The following is a 25,822-nucleotide window of genomic DNA, read 5'->3' on the forward strand; positions in this document are numbered from 1 at the left end:
AATTACATCCTTTGTATCTCTTCGTTTTTTCTTCCAATGGTAAGATGTGCCACACAGGTCATAAGTGCACTGATCAGCATCTGTCCGTAATAGGAAATCCCACGGCTGAGCAGCATAGATGGCAGCAAAAGCGGTCCAAATACGGGCACAAACATCACCATATATAAAGTCTCGCTGATTCCCATGCCTCCCGGAAGAGGAAGCATATCCACAGATACGGAAATCACCGCCTGTAAAATAGTAACGGTCAGGATTCCATACTCATGGAGTCCCAAAGCGCGGTACACCCAGTAAGTGACCGTAAACAGAATACACCTCTGCACAAATGTAATGATAAATACATTCAGTATGATCCGCTTATGGCTGGCCCAGAAGGCTGCCGTTGCGTGATACTGGTCCATGGAAGCCTCCAGCTTCTCAAGCCTTGCTTTTTTTGGCTTCAGAATCCGGACATGCTCAATGATCTTCAGACCTTTTACCATGATCCATTTCGCAAGGCCTGGGGCAAACACCAATATCATCATAAAGGTAACACAGAACACGTTCAGACCCACGCCTAGATAAAACACCCACATATAGTCCCCAAGATAGCCTCTCAGGAAATCACCGCCCAGAAAACAGATCAGAACACCGATCACTACAAGAACTGCCTTGTAGGTGATGGTAACGATCATCAGGACCAGAGTAGTTACCGGAATAGGCAGTTTATCTTTTTTCATGTAAAAGATCTGCATGGGCTGTCCGCCTGATGCAGACGGAGTAATACAGCTGAAAAAAAATCCAACAAAGGAATACAGTGCACAATGAGTCATTTTCACACTGGCTCCAAGTGTTTTCATCATATAAAAAATGATAACCGATTCGCCAAGAATAAAAAATACCACGCACACAAGACTCAGAAGCAGATATCTTCCATCAGCTTCCCTGGCAGTACGGATAATATCCCCGATGTCCTTGCCGCGAAAAACCAGGTACACGGTAAGACCGAAAACGATCACCAGAAATAACAGGTTGAAAACCGTTTGCTTTTTACTCATAATATTATTTTCTTTCTAAAAAATTGTCGGTACAGGAACCGCGAACTCCGCTTCGCTACACTCTGCACATAGATAAATCACTTCATTATAACACACCTCACCCCAAAAGCATATCATAAATTATACGAAAATGGAGGTTTGATTATGAATCCGCTTCTGGAAGTAAAGGATGTGTGCCTTTCTTACCATAGCTTATCCGGGGAAACGGCTGCCCTTTCTCATATATCTTTTCATCTTATGCCAGAAGAGTTTCTGGCTGTCGTAGGGCCTTCCGGTTGTGGAAAGTCCACTTTGCTGAATCTGATCTGCGGGCTTTTACATGCGGAAAGCGGAACCATTCTTATGAATGGAAAGCCACTGAACAAGGACAGCGCCCGTATTGGCTATATGCTTCAAAAAGACCACCTTCTGGAATGGCGCAGCATCTACCGCAATGTTCTCCTTGGACTGGAAATACAAGGCGAACTCACAAAAGACAATCTTTCCTATGTAGATGAACTGTTAAAGCTTTATGAGCTGGACAAATTCCGTAACAGTCGTCCAAGCCAGCTCTCCGGCGGCATGCGGCAGCGAGCGGCACTGATCCGCACTCTTGTATTAAAACCGGATCTTCTGCTTCTCGACGAACCATTCTCCGCACTTGATTACCAGACACGGCTGAATGTAAGTGATGACATTGGAAAAATCCTAAAAAAACAACGAAAGCCGGCTATTCTTGTCACTCACGATATTTCCGAAGCCATCAGCATGGCAGACCGGGTACTGATTCTTTCAAAGCGTCCTGCCACTGTAATAAAGATTGTTCCCATTGATCTGGATATGAAAGACCGCACGCCCCTTTCTTCGAGAAATGCCCCGGCTTTCAAATCCTACTTTAATCTGATCTGGAAGGAGTTGAATCAGAATGCATGAACCTTCCCCCACTCAAAAAGCATATCTTGCCCGTCAGAAAAGGGACCGTCGCCTTGTTGTAAGCGCAAGGCTTCTGGTCTTTCTTATTTTTCTGGCACAATGGGAAATCCTGGCAAGGGCTGGCTGGATCGACTCTTTCATCTTCAGCAGCCCCTCCATGATCTTCAAAACCTTTGTGGAGATGGCCCAAAACCACTCGCTGTTCATCCACATTGGCGCCACCCTGAAAGAAACTCTTCTTAGTTTCCTCTTCGTAGTAGTCCTGGGTCTTGGCATTTCCATTCTGCTGTGGGGATGCCCCAGACTTGCAAAAGTACTGGAGCCTTATCTGGTAGTGCTGAACAGCCTTCCTAAGTCTGCCCTGGCCCCCCTTCTCATTGTATGGCTGGGTGCCCGTCAGCGGACCATCATTGTTGCAGGTATGTCTGTGGCAATTTTTGGATCGATTCTGAACCTGTATACAGGCTTCGGGGAGATCAGCCAGGAAAAGCTGAAGCTGATCCGCACACTTGGAGGCGGTAAAAAAGAAGAACTTTTAAAAATTGTTTTGCCCTCCTCCGTGCCCCTTATTCTTGCAAATATGAAAGTAAATATCGGTCTTTGCCTGGTAGGGGTGATCATAGGCGAATTCATCGGTGCAAGACAGGGGCTTGGCTACCTGATCATATATGGAAGTCAGACATTCCAGTGAGTACGCATTCTGACAGTTTCCCCAAAATGCTGTCCTCTTCTCTTTCCAATTTTCTATAACGAAGTGCAATTCCGTATTTCTTCAAAAAAGAAATTTAATTTTATTTTTCAGAGCCACTCTTTTCGACAGTCAAAGGCTATCCTCTCCGCTCCTCTTTCCAGATGGATCACACCGCATTCCCTGAAACCAAATTTCTTCAAAGCGCCCTGCATGGGCTTGTTGTCCTCATGGGTATCAATGCGCACATATCCGCTTCTCTCCAACCCATAAGAAAATGCAGCCCTGGTCACACCCTTTGTCACCCCATTGGAAGCAACTCTGTGAATCACGCCGTAGGGCTCCCTGTCACTGTGCCATTCACCATTTTCGATCACACGGTAAGTAGGATCTTCTCCTGTAAAAAATACAAATGTTCCCACAATTCCCCCATTTTCCACGCATACATGGGAAATTCCTGTTTTTATATCATTTTCTACCGTGGAAACTTCCGGGTAGCGATCCTCCCACTGGTTTGGATTGCCGTTGTTTTTCATAAATTCCCTGGCAATTTTATATAAGTTCAGTATCTGTGGCAGATCCTGAAGTGTAGATTTTCTGATGTTCATAATCCTGTTCCTTTCTGCCTGTTCGGACAAAATATACCGCACAGCAGGGCGTGCAGATTGCGGGAATGATTTTTCAAACAGGCTCTAAATAGTGTCTGTAACTGCAGATATGACGGGCAGTTATGATTTTTTCAGTATAGCATATCCAAGGTCTCTGCCGCAATAATGCATTTTCCCTGTTTCTTTACCACTTCCAGATGATCCGGATAAATCAGGATTTTCTCCACCATTTTTAACTCACATAATACGTGGGCCTTTAGAATCACATGATGTTCTTTTAAAAACTGCTCTGTCTCCCGAAGCCTTTTTTCCACTTCTTCCTGTTCCTCTGCCAGAAAATCCCTGTTCTTCTGCCTGCACGTTCTGCTGCCGGTGTTGTTCTTTAATTTATTTTGCAGTTCCCTTTCCTTGATCTGGTAAAGAGATTCTTCCACCAGGCCTTCCAGATATTTGTCCAGCAAAAGCTGTTGCTGGTATTTAATCTTTTTTTCCAGCTGTTCGTACTTTTCCAAATTCTTCTTTTGGTTTTCTTCCAGACTTTCCTTCAAAAGCTGCATGAAAGAATCCGTAATCTCCCTTTCCTGATCTGGCAGGATTTCTTTTCCTCCGGACCTTTCCAGAAGAAGAAACAACTTTTCCTCTTCCAGATGGATATTGGCACAGCCGCCTGGCTTTTCCTCCTTTTTTCTCCCCTGTTCCAGATAAGTTTTACATTTCCATTCATGGATTTTATGGTTTTTTCCCTTTCTTGTTGTCCGGTAAAAAGGAGCCCCGCACAAACCACAGACCAATTTTCCGCTAAACACATGCTTTCCCGGATTTACTCCAAAGCACCTGGCCGTTCTCTCCTGGTTTCCGACAAGTTTCTTTCTTTTGTCGATTTCTTCATTGGCAGCCTTCCACAGTTCTTCTGACACAATTGCCGGAATCCGGTTTTCATAAATATAAAACTGTTCCTGTGGATTTTTTACCACCTGCCTGGTATCAAAATCATAATGCTTCCGGTTCATGACCACAGTACCTTTATTGACAGGATTTCGGATCATACGGCGGATATCAGAATCGGTAAAAAAACTTCCATTTCGTTTCCGCACACCGTCCTCCCGCAGAATCCGGGCGATACATCTGCTGCCAAGACCTCCTGCACAAAGCTCATACATTTTTCTTTTCACCTGTGCCTCTTCCTCTATGAGCACCAGACTTTTATCGGGCAGCTTCCGGTAGCCATAGGTATTGGAAGTAAGCATCAGGGCACTTCCAGTCTTTTGCCGGTTCCGGTGGGCGTTATTGATCTTACGGCTTAATTCCCGGCTGTATTCCTCTGCCAGAATTGCCTTGATTCCAGTGATCAGACTGTCATCTGCACTGTAAAAACGGTTTTCCAGATAGAGATACAGCCGTTTGCCACAAGTCACGAGACGGTCCACAAAAACATACCAGTCCTTTGTGTTTCGCATCAGTCTGTCCTGGGATTTTATCACCACAATCTCAAATTTATCTCTAAGAAGGTCAGAAAAAAGCCGCTGGTACTGTTCCCGTCCCCGGGTGCTGGTGCCGGACCTGCTTTCTATATATTCATCCTCTAAGGACCAGTTCAGGCGGCGGACGCATTCTCTTGCCTCCGCCGCCTGTCTTATAAGCGCATCCTTCTGGCACTCCTCTTCTGTACTGCACCGGCAGTAGATCACCGCCCTGGTCATAAAGTGCCACCGTATTTTTCTATTTTTTCCTTCAAAACCAACAATTCAGCTGAGGTAATCCATTTTTCCTCTGCAAGAATATCTGCGATTTTCTTTAATAATTCCTTTTTCTCTGACAATTTTAAATTTTCCTGATTTTTCCGGTTGGTAACAGACCGTGGAAAAACGGATGTGCACTGCTCTTCTTGCTCCCAATTTAAGGATTCCGCCAGACTCATACTATCAACTCCGGTTTTCATGCCTTATGGTATAATATGCAGTTCTTCCTGTCTCTGCCGTAATTTTTTTCTATCTTCCAGGCGGATTGTCCAGCATATGCCACTCCCACTCCGGATCAATAACGGCATCCGCACTTTCCATAACTGCACAATCCTTATCACAGCCATCCACTGCACAGGAACAGGCCATACCCGCTTTCTCAAAATGCCCTGGCACACCTTCATAACGCACGCACCATAATCCACGGTAGTGCATCCGTTTACACAGGCCATATTCATACTCGTATTTCACTATTTTTTCTGACATTTCTCTACCTCTTCCAACTTTTTATTACCGTTTCTTTTGTTCTTGGAATCAAGGGGAACGAAAACCTCTCTATTTTTCCTTCTGCCATAGTATATTTCTGCCATTCTGGTAAGCGCAGTCCATTGCCAGCCTTACGCCAGGCTTTTCTGTCATGGGATCTTCAATTCCCACAGACAGCGCATATCCCTCCTTCAAAAGTGCCGGAATATCCCTGGTTTCAAATACAGTCCGGGTAATAAGCTGTGTATCTGGTAAAACAGAAGAAAGAAGCATATTGATTTCAGTCTTCTCCACTGTATTTCCAGAGGGATCCTCCAGATACAGATATACCGGCCATTTTTTGTAAAACGGAGCAACGCCGTCATTATTCCAGGTCAGGCACAGGCAATCTTCCTGCCCCTCCCTTTTCCAGGCAGCTTCTGAGATCCACAGGCGGTACCCCATATTCAAAAGCACTTTGTCATAGCCATCTTTATACTGACTGTCTGCATATTTCGGACCTAAAAATGTAGTGTGAGACTTCCGGACCAATTCTACAGTCTGTTCCAGATCTGTCACCAGCATCTGTTCCATGGAAACAGAGCTGGTAAATTCACCGCCCGATGGAGCTGTCTTCCAGAAATCTGGCATACTGCCAAGCGCATCTTTCTCCTCTGCCTGTCCATAATCTCCACCTTCCTGAATCCAGGTCAGCCATTCTTCTGTGGACTCTTTATGCCCGGTCATATCATTATAAAGCCCCATTCCATAAGCTTCTGCAATATGAAAAGGTCTTCTCATAAGCATGTTTACGCCGGGAAAAGCTTCCAGCCAGGGCATAATATACTGATTTCTTACAGCTTCCTCAGGGATTCTCGTAATCCCATCGCTGTAATTTACATGCCACTCTCCCCAATGTCCAAGACTTCCAAGCTCAATATAACTGATCAGCCCGTCTTTTCCAAAATGCTCTCCAAGGGCTTTGATTACCTTCTCATGCTCTTCTATAAAAACCTTATTGTTGTAATCCGGTGAATATCCTTTTCCATATTCACCGTCATACCAGGTTCCGTCTTCCCCCGTCTTCTCATACAGCCACCGGGGGATATCCATATGTTTCTCATCACCTGGAATGTCACAGACAAAACGAAGGATCAGATGCTTTCCTTCTTTTTTCCACCTGTTTATCTGGTTTTCCTCTTCTATGGAATCCCAGGCATACACCCCTTCTTCCGGCTCTAATTCTGCCCAGGTAATGTCCATATACAAAAGCGAAATGTCTTCTGACACTTTCTCATACCAGGCACCTGGTGCATATCCCATAAGCGGATTTCCAAAAATCTCCCGGGATTTCTGAAACTGCTTTTTGTTTCCATTTCCGGAAGACCACCATTGATAACCTGCGCCAGCTGCCAGAATGACTATCAGAATCAGCAACATTGCTGCCAGAATCTTTTTCATCCGTGATATTCTCCATTATACTGAATCAGAGTGACATCTTCTACATCTTCAATGCTGCGGATTTTTTCCATAAAATCCATATCATTTTGTCGGCAGTACAATTCCACTGCCATCTCTGTTTTTTCTTTGCGCATGGTCTTGGATTTGACAAAATACTTTCTTTTTCCAAAGCAGCGGATTACCTCATCCCCTGCCTGGTCTCCTGTATAGTGGATCACTGCAATATAGATTTTTCCTCTTTGCTGTTTGTGATAAAACAATACGATCATCAGGATCATAATCGCAGCCGCCAAAAGCGCCAGGACATACATTCCCGCTCCAGCCGTAATTCCTGTGGTGATTGCCCAAAACAAATACAAAAGATCCATAGGATCCTTAATTGCTGTACGAAAACGGACAATGGACAACGCTCCTACCATACCAAGTGAAATTACCACATTGGTACTGATAGCCAAGGTTACCATACAGGTAAGCACTGTCATTCCCACCAGAGTAACAGCAAATGTTCTTGAAAAAACAACTCCTGCGTAAAACTTCCGGTATACCAGATAGATCAGCGCCCCTAACAGCAGAGCCGCCGCAAGAGCTGTGAGAATCCCCGGAACATCATAATTGGTAAACGCTCCGGATTCCAGAACTGATTTTTTGATCATGTCCTTTACACTCATAAAAAATTCCTCCACTTATCTCTTTGTGCTTTTTTGTAATTATTCAGAAGGCAGTATTTTGCAAGATATTTTTTGTGAACATAGTTCACAGTTATACGTTTTCTTTTTATGTCTCATACCAGTACTCGAATCCATTCATATACCTGGTTTTCTCATAACAGAGTACATATTTGGAAACTGCTGTAAATTCCGCTGCTGGCGGTGGCAGAACATCGCGTAAAAGCTGGGGAAGCATTTCTGTAAACTTCACTTCCAGAATCAGTTTTCCAGGTTCCAGCACAGACAAAGCAGGCAATCCAGGATCAAAAATATCATAACTGCCAATAGCCGCTCTCACATCTGAATCAAAGGTGATCCTTACCGTTCCGGCATCCAGGATCCAGGGAATCCGTTCGTAATCCACAATGGTCCTTGGCCGCATCATATTGCAGGTACATTCTATGTAAAATTCCCGGCATAGAGAGTGGGGACTGTACAAAAGGAACGCATAGTCCCCCTTCAGGATTTTCTCCACCTCTTCTCTTGTAAGCGGTGCACTCTCTTTGTAAATATAACTTCCAAACTTCTTTTTCCGCTCCAGTTTGATAAATTTGTCATTATTGTTATAAATCCGGATCCTGTATTTTTTTCGCATCAGTACCCCGGCTTCCTTTTCCGCGTATGCACTGTTCCAGTAATCCTCAAAATACAGACTGCGGATATAATATCCCCCTTCCCCGGCATGGGGATCCGGCTGTAGAAATGGCTTCAGCCTGAGCATAAGCATTTCTTTTTCACTGGTACTGATCAGATACTTCCATTCATTTCGAAATGCTTCCCTGCTTTTATTCCTCATAAATATCTTCCTCGATCTGACCATCTTCCGTTACATAGATGCACCTCATGCCATACTGCTTTCCTTCATCTGTAACATAATAGTCAAAAGCATCCTGTGTTTTTCCCTTTTCATTGGTTGCACGCACACGGATAAAATACTGTCCTGCTTCCGGAAGCTCCAGCTCCGTTTCCGGGATCAGAAGGCCATCCTGTGTATAGATCACATCCTGAAAAAGATAATCCTTTGCTATCTCTACAGAATAAGTAATATCCTCCGCGTCAAAGGAATAGGAATTATCCCAGTTTATTTTCATTTTATTTCCCTCTGCAACAGGAACACCAATATAAAACGGCATAGGCTTACTAAGACTTTCTACATAGAGCTGATAATTTTTTTCTATTTCTTCCGGAAGTGATGCAGCAAGCTCATCATATTGTTCACTGGTAAGAGGTGCATAAAACACATCCGGCATCTCATAAAGATACGGCTTCACCACAGTCTTGTATTTTTCAATCATAGTGCCCAGTCTCTCTTCACTGAGATATTCTTTCAGATCCAGAATGGCTTCATCCAGCTTTTCCCGGAAACGCTCTGATTTCAGGCATCTCTGGAACAGTACATTTCCCCAATAGTTACTAACGCCGGATTCCCAGCTTTTCTGATCACTAAAACCGGTTATCTTATATTCAGGTCTCATCAGACTGCCATCATTATCCCAGGGAATAAAATACCAGGTATCAGAATTTAATGGACTATATAAATACACGTTTCGGCTCTGGGTATCCACATTTCCCATCAAAATCTGGAATCCCATCCAATATGTAATATTTTCCTCATCAAAGTATTCTTCCAGAACCGTATCAATTGGAATACTGTAGTCATTTACTGCTTCAAGCATCTGAATCAGTTTCCTATGATCGGTACTTCCCTTTATCTCCAGCAATTTTTCAAAAGCAGCACTGTCGTAGGATGGATCATCCTGGAGTTTTATCACATCTTCATATCTGTAAAATTCAAAAGAATTAATTTTATAAAGCTGTCCATTGGAATCCAGTCCATGATTCTTCAATCCAGTCTTATTCAGCTGCTCTACCTGGGTATACAAGCCATAGTCCTCAAATTTCGCGTCAGCAGAACCATCTGTAGTATCTTTTACATACAGATGAACGAACTGTGTTCTCAGACTGATCAGCTGGGGAATGCCCTTCAGCAGGTCATAGGCGAGCTTGTTCCGAAACCGCATTCCTTCTGTCATATGCTTGTTCAGATTAATGGTTCTCTGCCCGCGCCAGGTTCCTTTATTTTTCTTCAGCTCAATCTTATAGTTTTTCTGGGCATTCCGGCTTGAAGTCTGCCCACGGATCTGTACCGTGGCATTGGGAATATTCTCCCCATATCCTACCATTCCCTCTGTCGGACCATTCTCATTCCCTATCTGTAAAAGTGCAGCCGCCTGATATCTGTCTACTCCCATCTCTTCATAATCATAGACAGAATAACTATTGATTTCTTCCCATGTATGATCTGTATTTTCTGAAGAATTCCCCTTTGAAACAGTGAGGTACATGGTAACCACGCTGGTATCGTCATCGTTTTCATAAAGACTGTCCTTATCTCTTAAATGAACCTGGTCAATATCCCGGGATTCTGCTTTTTTTATCTCCTGTGACGTTTCGGATGCTGTCGGTTCTTCTGTATCTGTGCTCTCATTTTTTTCTTCCGGCACTACATCTCCATTTCCTATACAGCCTGCGAATAAAGACATGATCATACTTCCGGCAAGAATACATGCAATTTTTTTATATTTTTTCACTGTTCTGACTCCTTTCCAGTTTTTTACTGAGGAAAAAACCAAGTCTGGAAAACTTTCCTCTTTTTTCCCTGGCCACCACAGGCTGTACACTCAAAATATAATAGGGCAGCCTCTTTGTGTAATAGTCCAGACGAAAGGCTGCAATCAGAAAAAACACTGCGCTGCCTGTGAGAAATCCGAAACCATAATATACTCTTGGGAAAAACAGGGATATTACTGTAAACAGCACAGTTCCTCCTGCAAAACATCCGGAGGCCGCCAGCGCTCCTTTGTAATCTGTAAAATATAAAAGCAGCAGAAGTATGGTATTTGCCACTGCATAAATGCCATATCCCACGCAGAGGGTTCTGAAATACCCTTCCATAAGATCGTTAAATCCAAGCGGCACATACTCCAGGAGCAGTCCGCCAAGAGAAATAGCAAGTGCTGTAGCAAGGAGCTGCTTCAAGGCCGTGTATTTCAATTCCACATTCAATACCTTTAACATTTCCTCACCAGCCTGGGTAATATCTCCTACAGCACCTTTATCATTAAATAAACTGTAGTAGTTTTTATATTTCGGATAAAAATTCACCTCCACAGAAACCACAAAGTTTACTGTTGTTACCAAAATTGTAAGAAATGCCACAAGAGCTGGCACATCATGGTAGGGTGCACCAACAAACAGTCCCTGCACCTGTACCTGAAGCGGTCCGACCCACATGATCACCAAATGGGCAAACAGTCCAATATTGATAAAAAGCCCGGTAAATGCCAGAGGCAGAAACTGATCCACCCATCTTAGGAAAAGGAAGGCACCCTTTTCCCCTTGGGGAAAATACTGATACAAAAGGATCACATCCCACAAAAGCATCACTCCGTATCCCACAGCCACTGCAATCAGAAGAGCTTCCACATGGGGAATCCCCAGCATCAGCAATACCCAGCCGGATATAAATGTGATCACAATAGCAGCTGTAAATGACAGCATGATTCCTCTGTAATCTTTGATTGCAGTGAGATAACTCATTGCATTCCAGGTGACGGTCAGCTCTCCAAAAAGCCACAGACACAACAAGCTGTCCATAAGTCCTGCTCCGGAAAAGATAAGAAAAATTCCATACAGAATCCCGCCGGCCACCAGCATGATCCCTGTAGAGCCCCAGAAAGAAGGCAATACCATATCATATTTTTCTTCGTACAGCATATCCGCAATAAACCTGGTAACTACCATAGACAAAAAACTGGTAACTGTCAGGGAAAACAAAAGGGTATACGTGATCATACACACCAGAAGTTCCCGGCTGTGTCTGCTGCCTCCTGTTTTATCACAAAGATACATAACACCAAGAAGCAATACAATTCCAAGAAGCATTGGACCGGTACATACGACTCCCGCATATCCGTAAGCTCTGAAGGAAGCAAACAGTCCCCGGCTGTTAAACAGTTTTTTTAGTTCAAATCCGATTCCGGCCATTCTTTTGTATCACCTCCTCATAAAGCTCCCTGTACAGACGGATCATGCGTTCCTGTCTGTAATAAGCCTTTACCCGTTCCTGTCCATTTTTTCCCATACGAAGCCGCCTTCTTCTGGATTCACACATTTTCTCCATGGCAAGAGCCAGTCCGTCACGATACATAGGTGCCACATAATAGCCTGCCTTTCCATATACATCCTCTTCCTTTCCTTCCAGAAGTTCCCGACAGCAGCCGACATCTGTGGTAACACAGGGACGTCTTGCAGCAAAGGATTCCAGCACAGACAGGGGCTGTCCTTCTGAAATGCTGGTAAGGATGGTAAAATCCAGTTTCTCCATATATTTTACAATGTCCACACGCCCTGTAAATATAATGTTTTCCAGCTTCAGCTGTTTCACCAGCTCGTAACATTCCTGTGCATATTCTTCATCATCGACTCCTCCCATAATGTGAAGGCGTACATTTTTTACATGTGCAGACAGTTCAAAAAAAGCGTAGATCATGGTCTTGATATCTTTGATAGGAGCAAGCCTTACTACTGCTCCAATATCTACCCAGCCATCCTCTTCTTTCAAAGGGATTCCGGACAACCTGTCATAGTCGATCCCATTTTCAATAACCCGGCACTTCCCAGGTGCACAGCCCATCTGAATCTGAGTGCGCATTGCATTTGTAAAAAGACAGGTCACACGAAATGCCCTCTGATAGATCATATCTGACAGCATATAAAAGAAAGCGATCCACTGTTTCTTAAAGGATGGAACCACCCACTTGGCACGGATAATCTCCTCCTCTCTTTCCCTTGTATAAATTCCATGTTCTGTAAGAAGAACATCCTTTTTGTACACATAGCCGCCCAGACAGGCCAGAAGTCCGCCGTACCCGGTACATATGGCATGATACACATCCGCCTCTGGCACTTCACTTCCCATAAGATACAGAACAGGAAGAAGCATGGAACGCATGGTGTGAAAGGCATCTGCAAAAGCAATATACGGATACTGTTCCTTACAGATTTTTATAAGAAGCTCCAGGAAAGTCTCACTTTTCAAAAAAGCCATAGGGTTTAAATGTTTATCATGATACAGGGAAAACAACGTCTCCCAGTCCGGTCTCTTCATCTGCATCAGCTCGCTCAGACTTTCTAGTTCTTTTTCGGAAAAAATATGGGACATTTTCCCCTTTTCTTTCACCTGGAGCGCATCATCCAGAAAAACCTCATGAACCTCCACAACATTCTCTGGAAGTTCATAGACAAATTTCCCTCTTTTTTCTGCATTTGCCCCAATAACCCAGAGCACAAATTCATGCTCCTGCATCTGATTGATATACTGGTGCATCCATGTGGAAACACCGCCAAATACATACGGATAACATCCTTCCAAAACCAGACAGATTCTCACTGTTTTCTCCTTTTATCTGCATTTTCAATACATATGTTTATGTTACCAATAGTAAAAGACCTTTTGACACTGCTGTCATTATATTTATTCGAACTCAATGTACACATCTTCCTGTTCTGCGCTCAGCAGATACAGATTCCCAGCAGCCTGAGTCAAGTCTCCGCCAGTCACACGCACCGGAGTTCCTTTATTCATTCTCACCATCAGATACGCCTGATCGTAAAAATTCCCCAGATAAAGATGCACTTCCTTGTCTGTAATGTCTTTCTCCACGGTCAGGGCATCATATCTTTCAATGGCACCGGATAACTGGGAGCCTGTAAGATTTCGAAGTGCCGGTGCTGCTTCATTCAGCCAGGTCATGTACTCATCCAGACGGTTTTTCAGCTTTTCCCAGCCAAGGGCAGCGCCTCTGTCCTCATCCAGAAGGTCATCCGGATGCATAAAATGTGTATTTACAAAATGCATATTCAACTCAGACAAAGCAGCCATCTGCATATAATCGTCAATGATCGCACCGGAAATAATACGCGGCTGTTCTACGATTCCATCTTCAGCCACTTCAAACTCCTGCACATAAGCATAGTCGCCGGAAAAATAATTGCTGGCAATAGTACGAATCTTGGGATACAGGGAACCCAGCAGTTTCCTTCCCGCTTCTGACAAAACATTAGAAGGAGGAACATAAACAGACATGGTAGTTTCCGGAAACATTTCCTTTCCAAAATCCATCAGCTCTTTCATTGCTTTTTCCATGGCAGAAAAGCTTGTCCAGGTCTTATAGGGAAGTGCATCTCCATAATCCGTGTCTGACAGGCTGAGCGGCTGATGATTATAACCGTGATACCCCAGTTCCCCGCCCTGATGAAGGATCATATTTCCAAAATACTGGAACCGCTGTACATCATCCTGGCGTTCCGTCTCTCCGTCTGTTTCATCCTCATAATTTTCTATTATAACTCCTGTATATTGCACATTGTGAGTCGTAGCAAGGGCGATCATATCCGGCCACCAGATATTGGTATAGAAATCCGCAATACTGGTGCCATAATCCCTTTTTATATAAGTTCCATCTCCATTTGGAACTGGGGAGGGAAAATCATCCAGATAAAAGACGGATCCGTTAATCACCGGATATACCCCCACATCTGTAAGAAGACTATAGGATGCAGCAAAAAAGCCTCTGAAAGCTTTTTCATAAAACCCAAAATTATCTACTACAAACTTTCCGTTTCCATAATCAGCTTCCCAAATCAAAGGAACGCCTGACGTATCATCTGCCCAGGCGTATACCCTTGCACGCTGACTCAGCTCCACTGCCCAGGCCGATTCGTAGCCGTCTGTGACTTTGTATGCTTTTCCGCCTCCGACGAGAAACTCACTGTCGAAATAAATGCTGTTTACCATGGCATCTGTGTAACCTGAGGATACAATTCCAAGCTTCTGCTCAATAAGGGATACATAAGTATCCTTTTGAAGAGTAAGGGCGAACATGGCACTTCCGCCTTCTTTTACCCAGTCGCTGATCTTCAGCACATTTTCTTTCAGCGGACTTAAATCGCTTAAAAGAACGACCACAGTCTCATAATCAGACAGATCATCCGGTATACTTTCATGATTTACATCAACCAGATCAGTACCCACCTTCATGTCCTTAAAGATCTGCTCGAACTGGATCCACGCCATGGTGCTGTTCGCCTGACTGCTGTCTGTAAGAACAAGGCAGGTTGGCTTTAGTGTCTTTATCGCAGTTTCTTCCGTAACCACTTTATCTGCATCCAGATAAGTCAGTTTCTTTGCCTTTTCCCGGTAGGACAGACCGGATCGTTCTGCAAACAGAATGGCTCCTATAAGCAGAAAACAGCCCAGGATCACCAGAATTCCCTTAAATTGAAAAGCTTTCACTTTTTTGATCCATCCAGCCAAAATCCCAGTGCCTCCTTTCCTCTGGAAGAAAGATAGATATGCTCTTCCTTCAATGCCTGTAAGCTCTGTTTCAGTTCTTTCCCCATTTTCCGTTCTGCCAGATACCGAATTTTCCAGATCCAGTATTCTTCACCTCTGTGCCAGTTCTGATCCATGATTTTCAATATTTTTTCTGCCAGAAAAAAATCCCTTTGCACCATAAGATTTTCCATCAGGCAGACACAGGTATGGAGATTCACCTTTTGTTCCAGCTGTTTTAACAAAAGCTGGGTATACTGGTTTCTGTAAATCTGTTCCATCTGCTTCTCCATAAAGCCCTGACTCAGATATTCTTTCAGGAAATCACAGTACTCCTCCAGAATAACAGGATCATCTGGATCATTCGTATATTTTTTCTCAATTTTTTGTAATCTGTAATCATATTCTTTGGACAGTTCCACCATGGCTGTAATCGCATAATGGACTACCTCCACATCCTCATTCATTCGTGCCTGCTTTAATAATTCCACATATTCCCCCGGGTTATCATTCAGAACGTTCATGATCAGTTCCCGGCGCCTGGAAGGGTCATTCAGAAGAAGGGCCTCCTCCAGAGGAACCACATCCCTGTCATTTTCCTCCATGGCCGGAAACATGTTCTTATAGATTTCCTCGTTAACCCTAAGCTTTTCAACTCCCACTGTTTTCACCTGGTCCGTACCGGAAAAAAGCTGAAAATGTATGAGCAGGACACACACCGGTCCCCAGACTGGTACAAATACGGCAAGAGACAGCATGTACATCTTTACTTTCAGAAAACCTGTGCGTATTCCTAACCAGATCAGTATACAGATGATCAGATGGATCACCAGCGCCGTGATTCCAATTGCTGTTTTTGTCATGATTCCACTCCTGCTGTCTCTTTTCCTGCCGGAACATCAAGTACCTTTCCCTCAAAGCCATTTCTTTTCAGACGTTCAAGGATAATTGGCAATGCCTTGTCATCTGCCTGTGTCAGGATCAGATACAACTCCCCTTCCGGAGAAATACCACGGATATCGTTTTCTCTGATACAGCGGTCCAGTACCTCATCCGCATCCTCAATGGTCATATTCCCATACTTCAGTTTCAGAAGGATATAGGATGCCATCTTCTGCTCACGCATAGAATGCTGAAGCTCCAGACTTTTTTCAAAGTATTCCGGCTTCAGGATCCTCGTATTCTCTACATATTTCTTGTATTCCGTGGCTTCCTGATATTCAAGGGCACGTAAAAGAGATGTTTCTACCAGACCACATAAAATCTGAAACAGATTCATATAATATAAAGTCAGCTGCCCGTTTCTTACCTCCTGAATACAGATCAGCATCACCAGACTGCCTTCTTTCCTGATACCAGCCATATACATAGGATAACCTTTTACGAAATCCCGATTTGCCCATACCTGCCCTTTTTCCAGGGTATCCATGGCAAGCGTATACTCGCTTAATCTGACAGAAGCAGAGTACATTCCCTGAGACTTGGGAGATGCAGCTTCCAGCCTGCCATAGCCGTTTTTCTGACTGAGAGAATAAAACGCAAAGGTTTCATTCTCCAGAACCTCTTCCATAATGTGCATCGTTTCAATAAACAGTTCCTCTGGCTGTACAATATCCAGCTTTCTGGTAATGTCAAAGATCTTTCCGAAGCTGTCCTTACTGCCCAGGATTTGTTTTTTGTATCTTTTTTTGTCCTGAAGGGTCGCCTGGTACAGATCACGCATAAAGAGAAATTTTTCCCGGATCAGCTGATTCTCCTCTGATATAAATTCCAGATTTTCCCTGTTTTTCATTCGCACATAACCACACACGGCACCTGCAGCAAAATAAAAGATAAATGGGATCCAGTTAGCTGGTTCGTAAAAAAGGGTATACCACTTTATTCCCTGGCTTTCATATGCCAGAAGCAAGGATACTGTCTGGGCTGCTGCTCCGGCAATTCCATATCCCAGACCGTAAAGACTTCCAAACAAGACAATAAACACAAGACGCAGATCAATCATCTTAAACTGAGCCTGATTTCCCAGAAGACGCTGCAAAAATTCGAACGCCAGAAAGCAGAGCACAAACTCACATGCCCGCAGCCATCTTTGGTTCTGATTGAAAAGTCTGGTAAGCCAGCTTACTTTTCCCCCATTGTTTTTTGTGTATTCATTATATTCTTTATACATTTCCGAAATATGATCTAATACTGAAATCTTTGGAAACCAGTTATAGTTTGTTCGGATCTGTCTGTCGTCTTCTTTTATTTTTTCTACAACGGCACTGCTTTTATAGATAATGGAGACCGGGGATAAAACCTTTTTCAGTTCTTCGGTCACATCCTGAAAACAGATGTCAAATACATCTGGAACATTCAATACCTCTTCCTCATCATTCCAGTTATCAAAAAGCTTGTACATCAGTTCTGCCAGATCCATAGAATATAAAAAACAGGCTTTCTGCTCCGGAGCTTCCTGAAAAAACAGCTTCTGGCTCTCTTTCGAAGCTTGGAAAATTCTGTAAAAAAAATCTTTTTTATAGATTCCTGAATATAAATAGGGTACCCGCAGTATTTTTACCTTCAGACCGTACAGTCCCGCATAGCGTCTGCACACATCCTCTGCATTTTGCACCAGTAGAGTCTTGCCTGTTGGTACATCATACATTCCCTCTGGTCCTGTCACGTAAAGGAAATGGCTTTGAACCCCTTTCCTGCAGTATTGCAGGATCTTGCGCAGATTCTCTGCTTCCCCTTCCAGTTCTCCATGTAAGGTCAGATAATTAGAAAAGTATACCACAGCTTCAAATTCGTATGTTCTGAAAATATCTCCAAGTTCCAGTTCCGTCCTGGGAAATGGTCTGGAAATAAGTTCCCTTCTCCGGACTGTCTTTAGCATTTTATTTCCAAGTACCATTACCTGACATTCTGGAAATGCTTCTTCTACAAATTCTTCTGTCACATAGCCGGTATTCCCGGCCAGCAAAACCTTCATATTCTTCTCTCCTGTTATCCTTTAGAATCTCTTCTGTCTGTTTAGGATACCTTATTTCGGTCAAATATCCTATTGACATTTTTACAAAATTTTTTCTGAATTTTATATAGTTTTCTTTCAGATTGCAGACACACTTCTTCAAGCTTACCTGGGTGCTGATGTCCATTGTGGTTTTGTGTCTGATTGCCATGGGGCTATATGGAGTTCTCTCTTTTATTGAAAAACACTATCTGAAAAAGCTTTGATGTGAAATGCACTCAGAAAATCCGGCATATTTTTACAGAAAAAGGAAGGGGGACGTGGCAGCTTTCACACGTCTCCCTTCATTATTTACGATAATTCTTCTGCCAGTTTCGTCAGCCATTTCACTGCATTCTCCACATTCTCTGAATTAGCGAGAACTCCGATCCTAACAGGCTCATAGGTCACCTCAAGTTCCTCTGCCAGTTCATCAGAATCAATGGTAATGCTGTATTTGTCATTCTGCTCCCCAAATACCTGGTAAACATCCTCTGGCAAAAGCTCTGTCAGATCCATAAAATACTCATCTTTGAACTCAAAACCGTCCATATAATCTTCGGAACCAATAAGCACATCCACTGCCCTGGCAGATACTTTGGTGGTAAAGGCCATCTGGCTGTAGGATTCCAATGCAACTCCGTCTTCACCGGTGCGCAGGCTTTCGTCTACTGTGACGATTTCATATGGATCATCCTGGATTCCCAGCGCTTCCTGTACCTTTTCTTCGGCTTCCTCCTGTTTCGTTCCGTAGGAGTCAATTACCATAACCGTAAGTGCTGTATGGATCCTGGAATTTTCGTAAAGATCTTTTACAAAAAAGGCTATGGCGATCACCGCCACAATGGCTGCCATCTGTGGCTTATAATAGGCCCAGATATACTGAAGCTTTCCCTTCCAGCCCATACTGGCAAGCTTCATTTTCTCAAGTTCACGCTTCTCTTTCTTCGTCAGATCGGTCTCGTGTTTGTAACGGATGTCGTTCTCATCAATTTTCTGCGGTTCTTCCTGATTTTCGTCTTTTAATTCGATTCTCATACATTCTCCTGTGTTCTGTAAGAAAATCCAAGGTCTGACGCCTGCCTCTCTGATCGATCCAGGACTTGCTGTCTTATGTAGTCCTTACCTCTGATTTTCTCTCTGTGATAGTTTTATATTGTAACACGTTTTATATATTTTGAACAGTTTTTCCGAAAGAAAGTCACAGTTCTTTCACACTCTTTATCCCTGTTCACAATCTGCCCCATAACAGCAGGACATTGCTAGGAAACTGCAGCTTTCCGATTGCTGTTCCAATATCCTCTTTGAAGGTATTTCATTTTCTCTAACTTCTTCACGCCCTCAGCCAGCTCCCGTCCAGCCTTGCAAGCAGTCTGGCATTGTGATAGGCCATCCGGAGAGTCAGACAGGTTCGTCCCAGATATTTGGTCCCATCCGGAGTTTTCATACAGGCCAGTGCCAGATCCGGAATTCCCGGATTCTGAAGGCAGATTGGGATTAAAAGCTGAATGGAATGGTTATAATACTGAGGAATGGCAGCCTTGTAGTCTGACTCCAGTATCCGTCTGGTCTGCTGTAAGGCTCCATCAAAAAGCTGTACCCGCATGCCGCTCTCCCTCACTGCGGAAGGAAGCCGCTGCACATTTTCCTCATCATCAAAAATATGCTCATACTGAGGCACCACCGGCAGCTTGGTATCAAACACCAGATCGGAAGGATTTTCCACATAAGCAGCCCTGGGCGGCAGATCCGTAATTTTTATTTTTAAAAGCGAGTAGTCTGTATAAAATCCTTCCAGATACCATTTCTGTCTGTCCGGTACTACATTTGGAACAAAATAAGCATAAATTGGCTGATAATATTGATTAAAGAGTCCTGTATGAAAAAGGGCATATTCTTTCTCTTCCCGTACTTTTCCTTCCTCATACAGTCTGCGGAATGTATTTTCCAGATAACCTTTCAGGATCCCGTTATCCCCGGACTGCCCAAAACTCCACTTCTCAGGGGATATCCTGGCCAAGTTCTGAATCTGCCGGTTATAATTACCGCAGTAGGTAAAATCGAATAGGTTCATGTTAACCTCCTGTCCTTTTTTCTTCTCTTCCTTACATTTTATTGTGGAAAAAGACTGACAGAACTGCCAGTTTTAAGATTCATCTTCGGCCCCGCTGGCCTTGCTTAAAGGGTAGCACACAGATAAAAAAAGCACAAGGAAAAGCGTTCGCCTCTTTGCGACAGGATCTGCCAGTAATATTCCGCAAGCTGTTCTTTTGTAAGTGTAATAAACCATAACCTGCCTCAAACTTTCCATTGCACCCCAGATAAATTTTCCCTATAATATAATATAACATTTGGCAATCCAGGAGGTGTTTTTTTGAAAAAAGACGGCTACTACTCTTCCGGTCAGTTTGCCCGGATGGCTGGAGTAACACTGCGGACCATCCGCTATTACGACCAGCACGATATTCTGAAACCTTCTCTTGTATCCGAGTCCGGCGCAAGATTTTATACTGACACAGACTTTGCAAGGCTGCAGCAGATCCTGCTGCTGAAATATCTTGGATTTTCCCTGGAGGATATCCGGGAGATGACTATCGAAGACCCGGACAGTCATTTTATGCTCAATGCCCTGAATGTACAGCTGAAGCTTGTACAGGACCGGATTGAACAGATGCAGCTTGTGGAAAAAACACTGAAAGATACTGCCCAGGCCATTTCTGAGGAGCATACCGTGGACTGGAGCCGTATGCTGGACCTGATTCATCTGACTGTTATGGAAAAAAGCCTGAAAAATCAGTACCAGAATGCTTCCAACATTTCTTCCAGGATCAACCTGCACAGTCTTTATTCTGTAAACCAGGAAGGCTGGTTTCCCTGGATCTGCCAGCAGTGCCAGATTCATGAGGGAATGAATATTCTGGAGCTTGGATGCGGTGACGGAGCTCTCTGGACCCAGAACTTATCAAAACTGCCAGGGAACATACACATTACCCTTTCTGATATTTCCGAGGGTATGCTCCGTGACGCCAGGCGTGCCATTGGCGGAGAAGATCCCCGTTTTTCTTTCAAAGCTTTTGACTGTCACAACATTCCTCCAAGGATTGGCACCTTTGATCTGGTCATTGCCAATCATGTACTTTTTTACTGTGACGACATTGGAAAGGTGTGCAAAAATGTAACAAAAATCCTGAAGCCAGGCGGACGTTTTCTTTGCAGTACCTACGGTTCCAGACATATGCGGGAGGTCAGCCTTCTAGTCCAGTCCTTCGATGAAAGGATTGCCCTCTCCGCAGATAAACTGTACGAACGCTTTGGCAGGGAAAATGGAACGGATATCCTTTCCCCTTATTTTCAGCAGATTACCTGGAAATCCTATGAGGACGAACTGATTGTCACCGATGCGGAACCTTTAATTTCCTATATTCTCTCCTGCCACGGCAATCAGAACCAGTATCTGCCAGACCGTTACAAGGATTTTCGCGCCCTTGTTAAGAAAAAAACAGAAAATGGGTTCCATATCACCAAGGATGCAGGGGTATTTCTTTGTGAAAAAGTAACAAACTTGAAATAATTGTAAAAAAGGTCTTGAAGGTAACGTAAGGTCACCTTTTATAATGTAGCTACAGACTCAGGTCAGGGCAAACAAATGCTGCCCAAAATCCGGCAGCATTCATGAACGACTACGAAATTATGCACCTGACAGCATAAATCAGATATTGTTCGCAATAGGAACAATATAGCAAATCCAACAAAGGAGAACGAAATTATGAAGGGAATTATTTTAGCCGGTGGATCCGGTACCAGACTTTACCCATTGACTATGGTCACATCCAAGCAGCTGCTTCCAATTTATGATAAACCAATGATCTACTATCCAATGTCCGTTCTTATGAACGCAGGGATCCGTGATATCCTGATCATTTCCACTCCACAGGATACCCCACGTTTCAAGGAGCTTCTTGGTGACGGTCATCAGTTCGGCGTATCTCTTACTTACGCTGTACAGCCAAGCCCGGATGGACTTGCACAGGCATTTATCATCGGCGAAGAGTTCATTGGAAATGACACGGTTGCCATGGTTCTTGGAGACAACATTTTCGCAGGACACGGTCTTAAGAAGCGTCTGAAAGCCGCTGTTGAGAATGCAAGCTCAGGAAAAGGTGCTACTGTATTCGGCTACTATGTAGACGACCCGGAACGATTTGGTATCGTTGAATTCGACCAGGAAGGCAAGGCCATTTCCATCGAAGAAAAGCCGGAGCATCCGAAGAGCAACTATTGTGTAACAGGTCTTTACTTCTATGATAACAAAGTTGTTGAATATGCAAAGAACCTGAAACCAAGCGCCCGCGGTGAGCTGGAGATCACAGACCTGAACCGTATTTACCTGGAAAAAGGTCAGTTAAATGTAGAGCTTCTTGGTCAGGGCTTCACATGGCTTGACACAGGTACACATGAGAGTCTTGTAGACGCAACTAATTTTGTAAAAACAGTAGAAACCCATCAGCACCGTAAGATTGCATGCCTTGAGGAAATTGCTTACTTAAACGGCTGGATTTCCAGAGAAGAAGTTATGGAAGTTTACAACGTGCTGAAGAAGAATCAGTATGGTCAGTATCTGAAGGACGTACTGGATGGCAAATATATGGACGTACTTCACTAATTATAAAAATCAAAGGAGAATTATATCATGAATATTATCGTTACCGGCGGTGCCGGATTTATCGGAAGCAACTTTATTTTCCACATGTTAAAAAAGTACCCGGACTACCGCATCATCTGTCTGGACTGCCTTACCTATGCAGGTAATCTTTCTACTCTGGCACCGGTTATGGATAACCCGAATTTCCGTTTTGTAAAAGAGAGCATCACAGACCGTGAAGCAGTTTACAAGCTTTTTGAGGAAGAACATCCGGACATGGTTGTAAACTTCGCGGCTGAGAGCCACGTTGACCGTTCCATCGAAAACCCTGAAGTTTTCCTGAACACAAACATCATTGGTACTGCTGTTCTTATGGATGCCTGCCGCAAATACGGAATCAAACGTTACCATCAGGTTTCCACTGACGAGGTTTACGGTGATCTGCCACTTGACAGACCGGACCTGTTCTTCACAGAGGAGACTCCGATCCACACAAGCAGCCCATACAGCTCTTCCAAGGCTTCTGCTGACCTTCTGGTACTTGCTTACCACAGAACCTATGGACTTCCTGTATCCATCAGCCGCTGCTCTAACAACTACGGCCCATATCATTTCCCTGAAAAACTGATTCCGCTTATGATCGCCAACGCATTAAATGACAAACCGCTTCCTGTTTATGGAAAAGGTGAGAATGTTCGTGACTGGCTGTATGTTGAGGATCACTGCCGCGCCATCGACCTGATCATCCACAAAGGACGTGTTGGTGAGGTTTACAATGTAGGCGGACACAACGAAATGAAAAATATCGACATCGTTAAGATCATCTGCAAAGAGCTTGGAAAACCAGAGAGCCTGATCACATACGTAACAGACCGTAAGGGTCATGACATGCGTTATGCGATCGACCCAACCAAGATCCACAACGAACTGGGCTGGCTGCCAGAAACCAAATTTGCAGACGGTATAAAGAAGACCATCCAGTGGTATCTTGACAACAAGGAATGGTGGGAGACCATTATTTCCGGAGAGTATCAGAATTACTACGAAAAAATGTACGGCAACCGCTAAGGAGGGCTGTTTTTATGAAACTGTTTGTAACAGGTGTGGCCGGTCAGCTTGGTCATGATGTAATGAACGAACTTAACAAACGCGGATACGAAGGGGTAGGCTCTGACCTTGCCCCGGAGTATAGCGGAATTCAGGATAGTACTGCTGTCACCACAATGCCTTATATTTCTGTAGACATTACAGATGCTTCCGCTGTGGAAAAAGCCATTACAGAAGCAGGCGTGGACGGCGTGGTACACTGTGCAGCCTGGACAGCTGTAGATGCAGCTGAAGATGAGGACAAACAGGAAATCGTCCGCAAAGTAAATGTTCTTGGTACTGAAAATATTGCAAAAGTCTGCAAAAAGCTGGGCATCAAAATGATGTATCTTTCCACAGACTATGTATTCGACGGTCAGGGCACCACTCCATGGGAGCCAGACTGTAAAGCCTACAAGCCTCTGAATGTTTACGGTCAGACGAAACTTGACGGAGAGCTTGCAGTTTATAACAATGTTGACAAATTTTTTATTATCCGTATTGCATGGGTATTTGGTAAAAATGGCAAGAACTTTATCAAAACCATGTTAAACGTTGCCAAAACGCATGATACCTTAAAGGTTGTCAACGACCAGATCGGTACTCCAACCTACACCTATGACCTTGCCCGCCTGATGATCGACATGATTCTCACTGACAAATACGGTTACTATCACGCAACCAATGAGGGTGGTTATATCAGCTGGTATGATTTCACTAAGGAAATCTTCCGTCAGGCTGTTGAGCTTGGACATACCGAGTATGCCGAGGATAAAGTAACAGTTCTTCCTGTTACCACCGCTGAATACGGAGTTTCCAAAGCAGCACGCCCATTTAACAGCCGTCTGAACAAAAAGAAGCTGGTAGAAAATGGATTCACCCCTCTTCCAACCTGGCAGGATGCTCTGGCAAGATATTTAAAGGAAATCGAATTCTAATTCACAAAACAAAGCGCAGTCAATTTCAAAATCAATTGACTGCGTTTTCTTTATAAGTCAAAATCCTGAAGCATTATTGACTCCAGGATTTCATAGTTTTTATTTACTTTCTTCTGCCTTTCTCTCTAGAGCGTGTTTGAAAATGGATTTCATCTATCTGTTCTTCTGATAAGGGCTGGCACTGTTTTTCCGCTTGTTCTTACTTTTCCGTCTTTTCTGCGGCTTTCTCTTGTTCTCGCCATAATAATCTTCCAGATATTCCTCAATCACATCTTCCTCGTCCACGCCATACTCATCCAGAATCTCATCAATTTCCTTGTCATCTGCATCAGACAGATCATCATCTAAATCATCATCTTCATACTCTTCCTGATACTTTCTGTACTGCTCCCTGGAAGGATTCTTTTTATCATCACGTTCTTTTTTCCCTCTGCGCTTTGTCTCGTTTTCAACCTCCTCCCAGTCAGCTTCTTCCCGTTTCTGTCGTCTTTCTGGTACTTTCCCCTGATCCTCATCTTCCTCGTCATCGTAATCATCGTCATATTTCGGCTTATTAATGGCAAACTGGATCAACATTCCCACAAGGGCGAACCCAATGGAAAAAATAATTCCAAAAGGAATTTCCTCCATTTTTGCCAGCTTGGCAGCAGAAAAGCCACTTAAGATACCACCCAGAATACTGGTTCCCACAATGATCACTTCTCTTTCATAGCGAAGCGCCAGCATTCCGAGACCTACTCCCGCCAGAAGACAGATGAAAAAGCTGAAAGAAGTAGTCGGATGGATAATATATACAGTAATCGTCAGCCCAATTCCTGCTCCCATAATAAAAATACCGGCCTTAAACACTGCAAAAGAAAGAATGGCAAGTACCAGTCCTACCCCGATCATTCCCACTGCATAATACATCTTTTCCCCGAATCCGATCTGATGAATGGCAAATAATCCGATTCCTGCTCCAATGAGAAATCCAAAGATCATCATCCAGAATCTTAAAAGACGGTATCCGAGTACACAGTTCATAATTCCGAACACAAGCACTACTCCAAATAACGCCATGGACAAAGTACCCGCGATCTGCATATCCCGAACTCTGTATGCAATATTCATAATATTTTTTAAAATATCAACCATATCTGTTTATACCTCTT

The 25,822-nt window shown here is 43.7% G+C and carries 24 protein-coding genes; 6 read left to right on the top strand and 18 right to left on the bottom strand.

Going from position 1 to position 25,822, the window contains the following annotated elements; all coding sequences use genetic code 11:
- Positions 1-2 precede the first annotated feature (2 nt).
- Entirely contained in the window at positions 3-1,037 is a 1,035-nt protein-coding gene (locus tag AB5170_RS11135) for a lysylphosphatidylglycerol synthase transmembrane domain-containing protein (RefSeq protein ID WP_179988298.1), read from the bottom strand.
- Between the two features lie 144 nt (positions 1,038-1,181).
- On the opposite strand from AB5170_RS11135, the gene AB5170_RS11140 reads away from it, so the two are divergent.
- Both AB5170_RS11140 and AB5170_RS11145 read left to right on the top strand, forming a co-directional pair.
- Complete coding sequence (locus AB5170_RS11140) at positions 1,182-1,949, top strand: ABC transporter ATP-binding protein (protein ID WP_118581408.1); 768 nt, start codon at positions 1,182-1,184, stop codon at positions 1,947-1,949.
- The gene (locus AB5170_RS11145; RefSeq protein WP_195992164.1) at positions 1,942-2,640 is read left to right on the top strand and encodes an ABC transporter permease; all 699 of its coding nucleotides are present in this window, start codon (positions 1,942-1,944) and stop codon (positions 2,638-2,640) included. Before AB5170_RS11140 ends, AB5170_RS11145 begins: the two co-directional genes overlap by 8 nt.
- A gap of 107 nt (positions 2,641-2,747) precedes the next feature.
- Here the strand turns inward: AB5170_RS11145 and AB5170_RS11150 are convergent, their stop codons facing one another.
- The 16 genes from AB5170_RS11150 to AB5170_RS11225 form a co-directional block, all read right to left on the bottom strand.
- Positions 2,748-3,245 (bottom strand): GNAT family N-acetyltransferase, encoded by a 498-nt coding sequence (locus tag AB5170_RS11150; protein WP_270414288.1) that lies wholly within the window; start codon positions 3,243-3,245, stop codon positions 2,748-2,750.
- On the bottom strand, positions 3,242-3,322 hold the full coding sequence (locus AB5170_RS11155) for a DUF6783 domain-containing protein (RefSeq protein ID WP_368361569.1): 81 nt from the start codon (positions 3,320-3,322) through the stop codon (positions 3,242-3,244). Before AB5170_RS11155 ends, AB5170_RS11150 begins: the two co-directional genes overlap by 4 nt.
- Positions 3,323-3,376: 54 nt before the next feature.
- Positions 3,377-4,945 (bottom strand): recombinase family protein, encoded by a 1,569-nt coding sequence (locus AB5170_RS11160; protein WP_368361565.1) that lies wholly within the window; start codon positions 4,943-4,945, stop codon positions 3,377-3,379.
- Positions 4,942-5,064: a hypothetical protein gene (locus AB5170_RS11165; RefSeq protein ID WP_255610631.1), complete on the bottom strand. Its 123-nt coding sequence runs from the start codon at positions 5,062-5,064 to the stop codon at positions 4,942-4,944. The genes AB5170_RS11160 and AB5170_RS11165 overlap by 4 nt, the downstream gene beginning before the upstream one ends.
- 169 nt (positions 5,065-5,233) lie before the next feature.
- Complete coding sequence (locus AB5170_RS11170; RefSeq protein ID WP_118581393.1) at positions 5,234-5,470, bottom strand: hypothetical protein; 237 nt, start codon at positions 5,468-5,470, stop codon at positions 5,234-5,236.
- A 69-nt stretch (positions 5,471-5,539) separates the two neighbouring features.
- The gene (locus AB5170_RS11175; RefSeq protein ID WP_368361564.1) at positions 5,540-6,910 is read right to left on the bottom strand and encodes a DUF4832 domain-containing protein; all 1,371 of its coding nucleotides are present in this window, start codon (positions 6,908-6,910) and stop codon (positions 5,540-5,542) included.
- Complete coding sequence (locus AB5170_RS11180; protein WP_118581390.1) at positions 6,907-7,578, bottom strand: DUF4956 domain-containing protein; 672 nt, start codon at positions 7,576-7,578, stop codon at positions 6,907-6,909. Before AB5170_RS11180 ends, AB5170_RS11175 begins: the two co-directional genes overlap by 4 nt.
- Before the next feature lie 106 nt (positions 7,579-7,684).
- Entirely contained in the window at positions 7,685-8,413 is a 729-nt protein-coding gene (locus tag AB5170_RS11185; protein WP_202187722.1) for a polyphosphate polymerase domain-containing protein, read from the bottom strand.
- Positions 8,403-10,208, bottom strand: a complete 1,806-nt coding sequence (locus tag AB5170_RS11190; RefSeq protein ID WP_368361563.1) for a CotH kinase family protein — start codon at positions 10,206-10,208, stop codon at positions 8,403-8,405. Before AB5170_RS11190 ends, AB5170_RS11185 begins: the two co-directional genes overlap by 11 nt.
- Positions 10,195-11,664, bottom strand: a complete 1,470-nt coding sequence (gene pelG / locus AB5170_RS11195; protein ID WP_173771059.1) for an exopolysaccharide Pel transporter PelG — start codon at positions 11,662-11,664, stop codon at positions 10,195-10,197. The genes AB5170_RS11190 and pelG overlap by 14 nt, the downstream gene beginning before the upstream one ends.
- On the bottom strand, positions 11,645-13,069 hold the full coding sequence (gene pelF, locus AB5170_RS11200; RefSeq protein ID WP_368361562.1) for a GT4 family glycosyltransferase PelF: 1,425 nt from the start codon (positions 13,067-13,069) through the stop codon (positions 11,645-11,647). The genes pelG and pelF overlap by 20 nt, the downstream gene beginning before the upstream one ends.
- A gap of 84 nt (positions 13,070-13,153) precedes the next feature.
- Positions 13,154-14,995, bottom strand: coding sequence for a DUF2194 domain-containing protein (locus tag AB5170_RS11205; protein ID WP_368361561.1), 1,842 nt, complete (start codon positions 14,993-14,995; stop codon positions 13,154-13,156).
- Positions 14,971-15,876 carry a hypothetical protein gene (locus AB5170_RS11210; RefSeq protein WP_226855131.1) on the bottom strand — a complete coding sequence of 302 codons (906 nt, stop codon included), beginning with the start codon at positions 15,874-15,876 and terminating at the stop codon, positions 14,971-14,973. Before AB5170_RS11210 ends, AB5170_RS11205 begins: the two co-directional genes overlap by 25 nt.
- Positions 15,873-17,987: a hypothetical protein gene (locus tag AB5170_RS11215; RefSeq protein WP_368361560.1), complete on the bottom strand. Its 2,115-nt coding sequence runs from the start codon at positions 17,985-17,987 to the stop codon at positions 15,873-15,875. Before AB5170_RS11215 ends, AB5170_RS11210 begins: the two co-directional genes overlap by 4 nt.
- 330 nt (positions 17,988-18,317) lie before the next feature.
- Positions 18,318-19,043 carry a hypothetical protein gene (locus AB5170_RS11220; protein ID WP_368361559.1) on the bottom strand — a complete coding sequence of 242 codons (726 nt, stop codon included), beginning with the start codon at positions 19,041-19,043 and terminating at the stop codon, positions 18,318-18,320.
- A 295-nt stretch (positions 19,044-19,338) separates the two neighbouring features.
- On the bottom strand, positions 19,339-20,079 hold the full coding sequence (locus AB5170_RS11225; RefSeq protein ID WP_118581369.1) for a DUF3825 domain-containing protein: 741 nt from the start codon (positions 20,077-20,079) through the stop codon (positions 19,339-19,341).
- A 300-nt stretch (positions 20,080-20,379) separates the two neighbouring features.
- On the opposite strand from AB5170_RS11225, the gene AB5170_RS11230 reads away from it, so the two are divergent.
- The 4 genes from AB5170_RS11230 (at position 20,380) to rfbD (ending at position 24,671) form a co-directional block, all read left to right on the top strand.
- Complete coding sequence (locus AB5170_RS11230) at positions 20,380-21,576, top strand: methyltransferase domain-containing protein (protein WP_118581366.1); 1,197 nt, start codon at positions 20,380-20,382, stop codon at positions 21,574-21,576.
- Between the two features lie 195 nt (positions 21,577-21,771).
- Complete coding sequence (gene rfbA, locus AB5170_RS11235; RefSeq protein ID WP_118581363.1) at positions 21,772-22,668, top strand: glucose-1-phosphate thymidylyltransferase RfbA; 897 nt, start codon at positions 21,772-21,774, stop codon at positions 22,666-22,668.
- Between the two features lie 27 nt (positions 22,669-22,695).
- Positions 22,696-23,715, top strand: a complete 1,020-nt coding sequence (rfbB, locus tag AB5170_RS11240; protein WP_021926781.1) for a dTDP-glucose 4,6-dehydratase — start codon at positions 22,696-22,698, stop codon at positions 23,713-23,715.
- A gap of 14 nt (positions 23,716-23,729) precedes the next feature.
- Complete coding sequence (gene rfbD, locus AB5170_RS11245; protein WP_173718598.1) at positions 23,730-24,671, top strand: dTDP-4-dehydrorhamnose reductase; 942 nt, start codon at positions 23,730-23,732, stop codon at positions 24,669-24,671.
- A gap of 153 nt (positions 24,672-24,824) precedes the next feature.
- On the opposite strand, the gene AB5170_RS11250 is transcribed toward rfbD, so the two are convergent.
- Positions 24,825-25,805, bottom strand: coding sequence for a DUF4203 domain-containing protein (locus AB5170_RS11250; protein ID WP_173718599.1), 981 nt, complete (start codon positions 25,803-25,805; stop codon positions 24,825-24,827).
- Between the last annotated feature and the right edge of the window lie 17 nt (positions 25,806-25,822).

The organism is Ruminococcus sp. RTP21484sp1_RTP21281st1_A8_RTP21281_210402 (assembly GCF_040914025.1).
GTDB lineage: Bacteria > Bacillota > Clostridia > Lachnospirales > Lachnospiraceae > Blautia_A > Blautia_A faecis.

What these genes read in the sequence shown, in the direction of transcription:
- AB5170_RS11135 (WP_179988298.1), bottom strand. Translation starts at nt 1,037, where the DNA reads ATGAGTAAAAAGCAAACGGTTTTCAACCTGTTATTTCTGGTGATCGTT.
- AB5170_RS11140 (WP_118581408.1), top strand. Translation starts at nt 1,182, where the DNA reads ATGAATCCGCTTCTGGAAGTAAAGGATGTGTGCCTTTCTTACCATAGC.
- AB5170_RS11145 (WP_195992164.1), top strand. Translation starts at nt 1,942, where the DNA reads ATGCATGAACCTTCCCCCACTCAAAAAGCATATCTTGCCCGTCAGAAA.
- AB5170_RS11150 (WP_270414288.1), bottom strand. Translation starts at nt 3,245, where the DNA reads ATGAACATCAGAAAATCTACACTTCAGGATCTGCCACAGATACTGAAC.
- AB5170_RS11160 (WP_368361565.1), bottom strand. Translation starts at nt 4,945, where the DNA reads ATGACCAGGGCGGTGATCTACTGCCGGTGCAGTACAGAAGAGGAGTGC.
- AB5170_RS11170 (WP_118581393.1), bottom strand. Translation starts at nt 5,470, where the DNA reads ATGTCAGAAAAAATAGTGAAATACGAGTATGAATATGGCCTGTGTAAA.
- AB5170_RS11175 (WP_368361564.1), bottom strand. Translation starts at nt 6,910, where the DNA reads ATGAAAAAGATTCTGGCAGCAATGTTGCTGATTCTGATAGTCATTCTG.
- AB5170_RS11180 (WP_118581390.1), bottom strand. Translation starts at nt 7,578, where the DNA reads ATGAGTGTAAAGGACATGATCAAAAAATCAGTTCTGGAATCCGGAGCG.
- AB5170_RS11185 (WP_202187722.1), bottom strand. Translation starts at nt 8,413, where the DNA reads ATGAGGAATAAAAGCAGGGAAGCATTTCGAAATGAATGGAAGTATCTG.
- pelG (WP_173771059.1), bottom strand. Translation starts at nt 11,664, where the DNA reads ATGGCCGGAATCGGATTTGAACTAAAAAAACTGTTTAACAGCCGGGGA.
- AB5170_RS11210 (WP_226855131.1), bottom strand. Translation starts at nt 15,876, where the DNA reads ATGACAAAAACAGCAATTGGAATCACGGCGCTGGTGATCCATCTGATC.
- AB5170_RS11215 (WP_368361560.1), bottom strand. Translation starts at nt 17,987, where the DNA reads ATGAAGGTTTTGCTGGCCGGGAATACCGGCTATGTGACAGAAGAATTT.
- AB5170_RS11220 (WP_368361559.1), bottom strand. Translation starts at nt 19,043, where the DNA reads ATGAGAATCGAATTAAAAGACGAAAATCAGGAAGAACCGCAGAAAATT.
- AB5170_RS11225 (WP_118581369.1), bottom strand. Translation starts at nt 20,079, where the DNA reads ATGAACCTATTCGATTTTACCTACTGCGGTAATTATAACCGGCAGATT.
- rfbA (WP_118581363.1), top strand. Translation starts at nt 21,772, where the DNA reads ATGAAGGGAATTATTTTAGCCGGTGGATCCGGTACCAGACTTTACCCA.
- rfbB (WP_021926781.1), top strand. Translation starts at nt 22,696, where the DNA reads ATGAATATTATCGTTACCGGCGGTGCCGGATTTATCGGAAGCAACTTT.
- rfbD (WP_173718598.1), top strand. Translation starts at nt 23,730, where the DNA reads ATGAAACTGTTTGTAACAGGTGTGGCCGGTCAGCTTGGTCATGATGTA.
- AB5170_RS11250 (WP_173718599.1), bottom strand. Translation starts at nt 25,805, where the DNA reads ATGGTTGATATTTTAAAAAATATTATGAATATTGCATACAGAGTTCGG.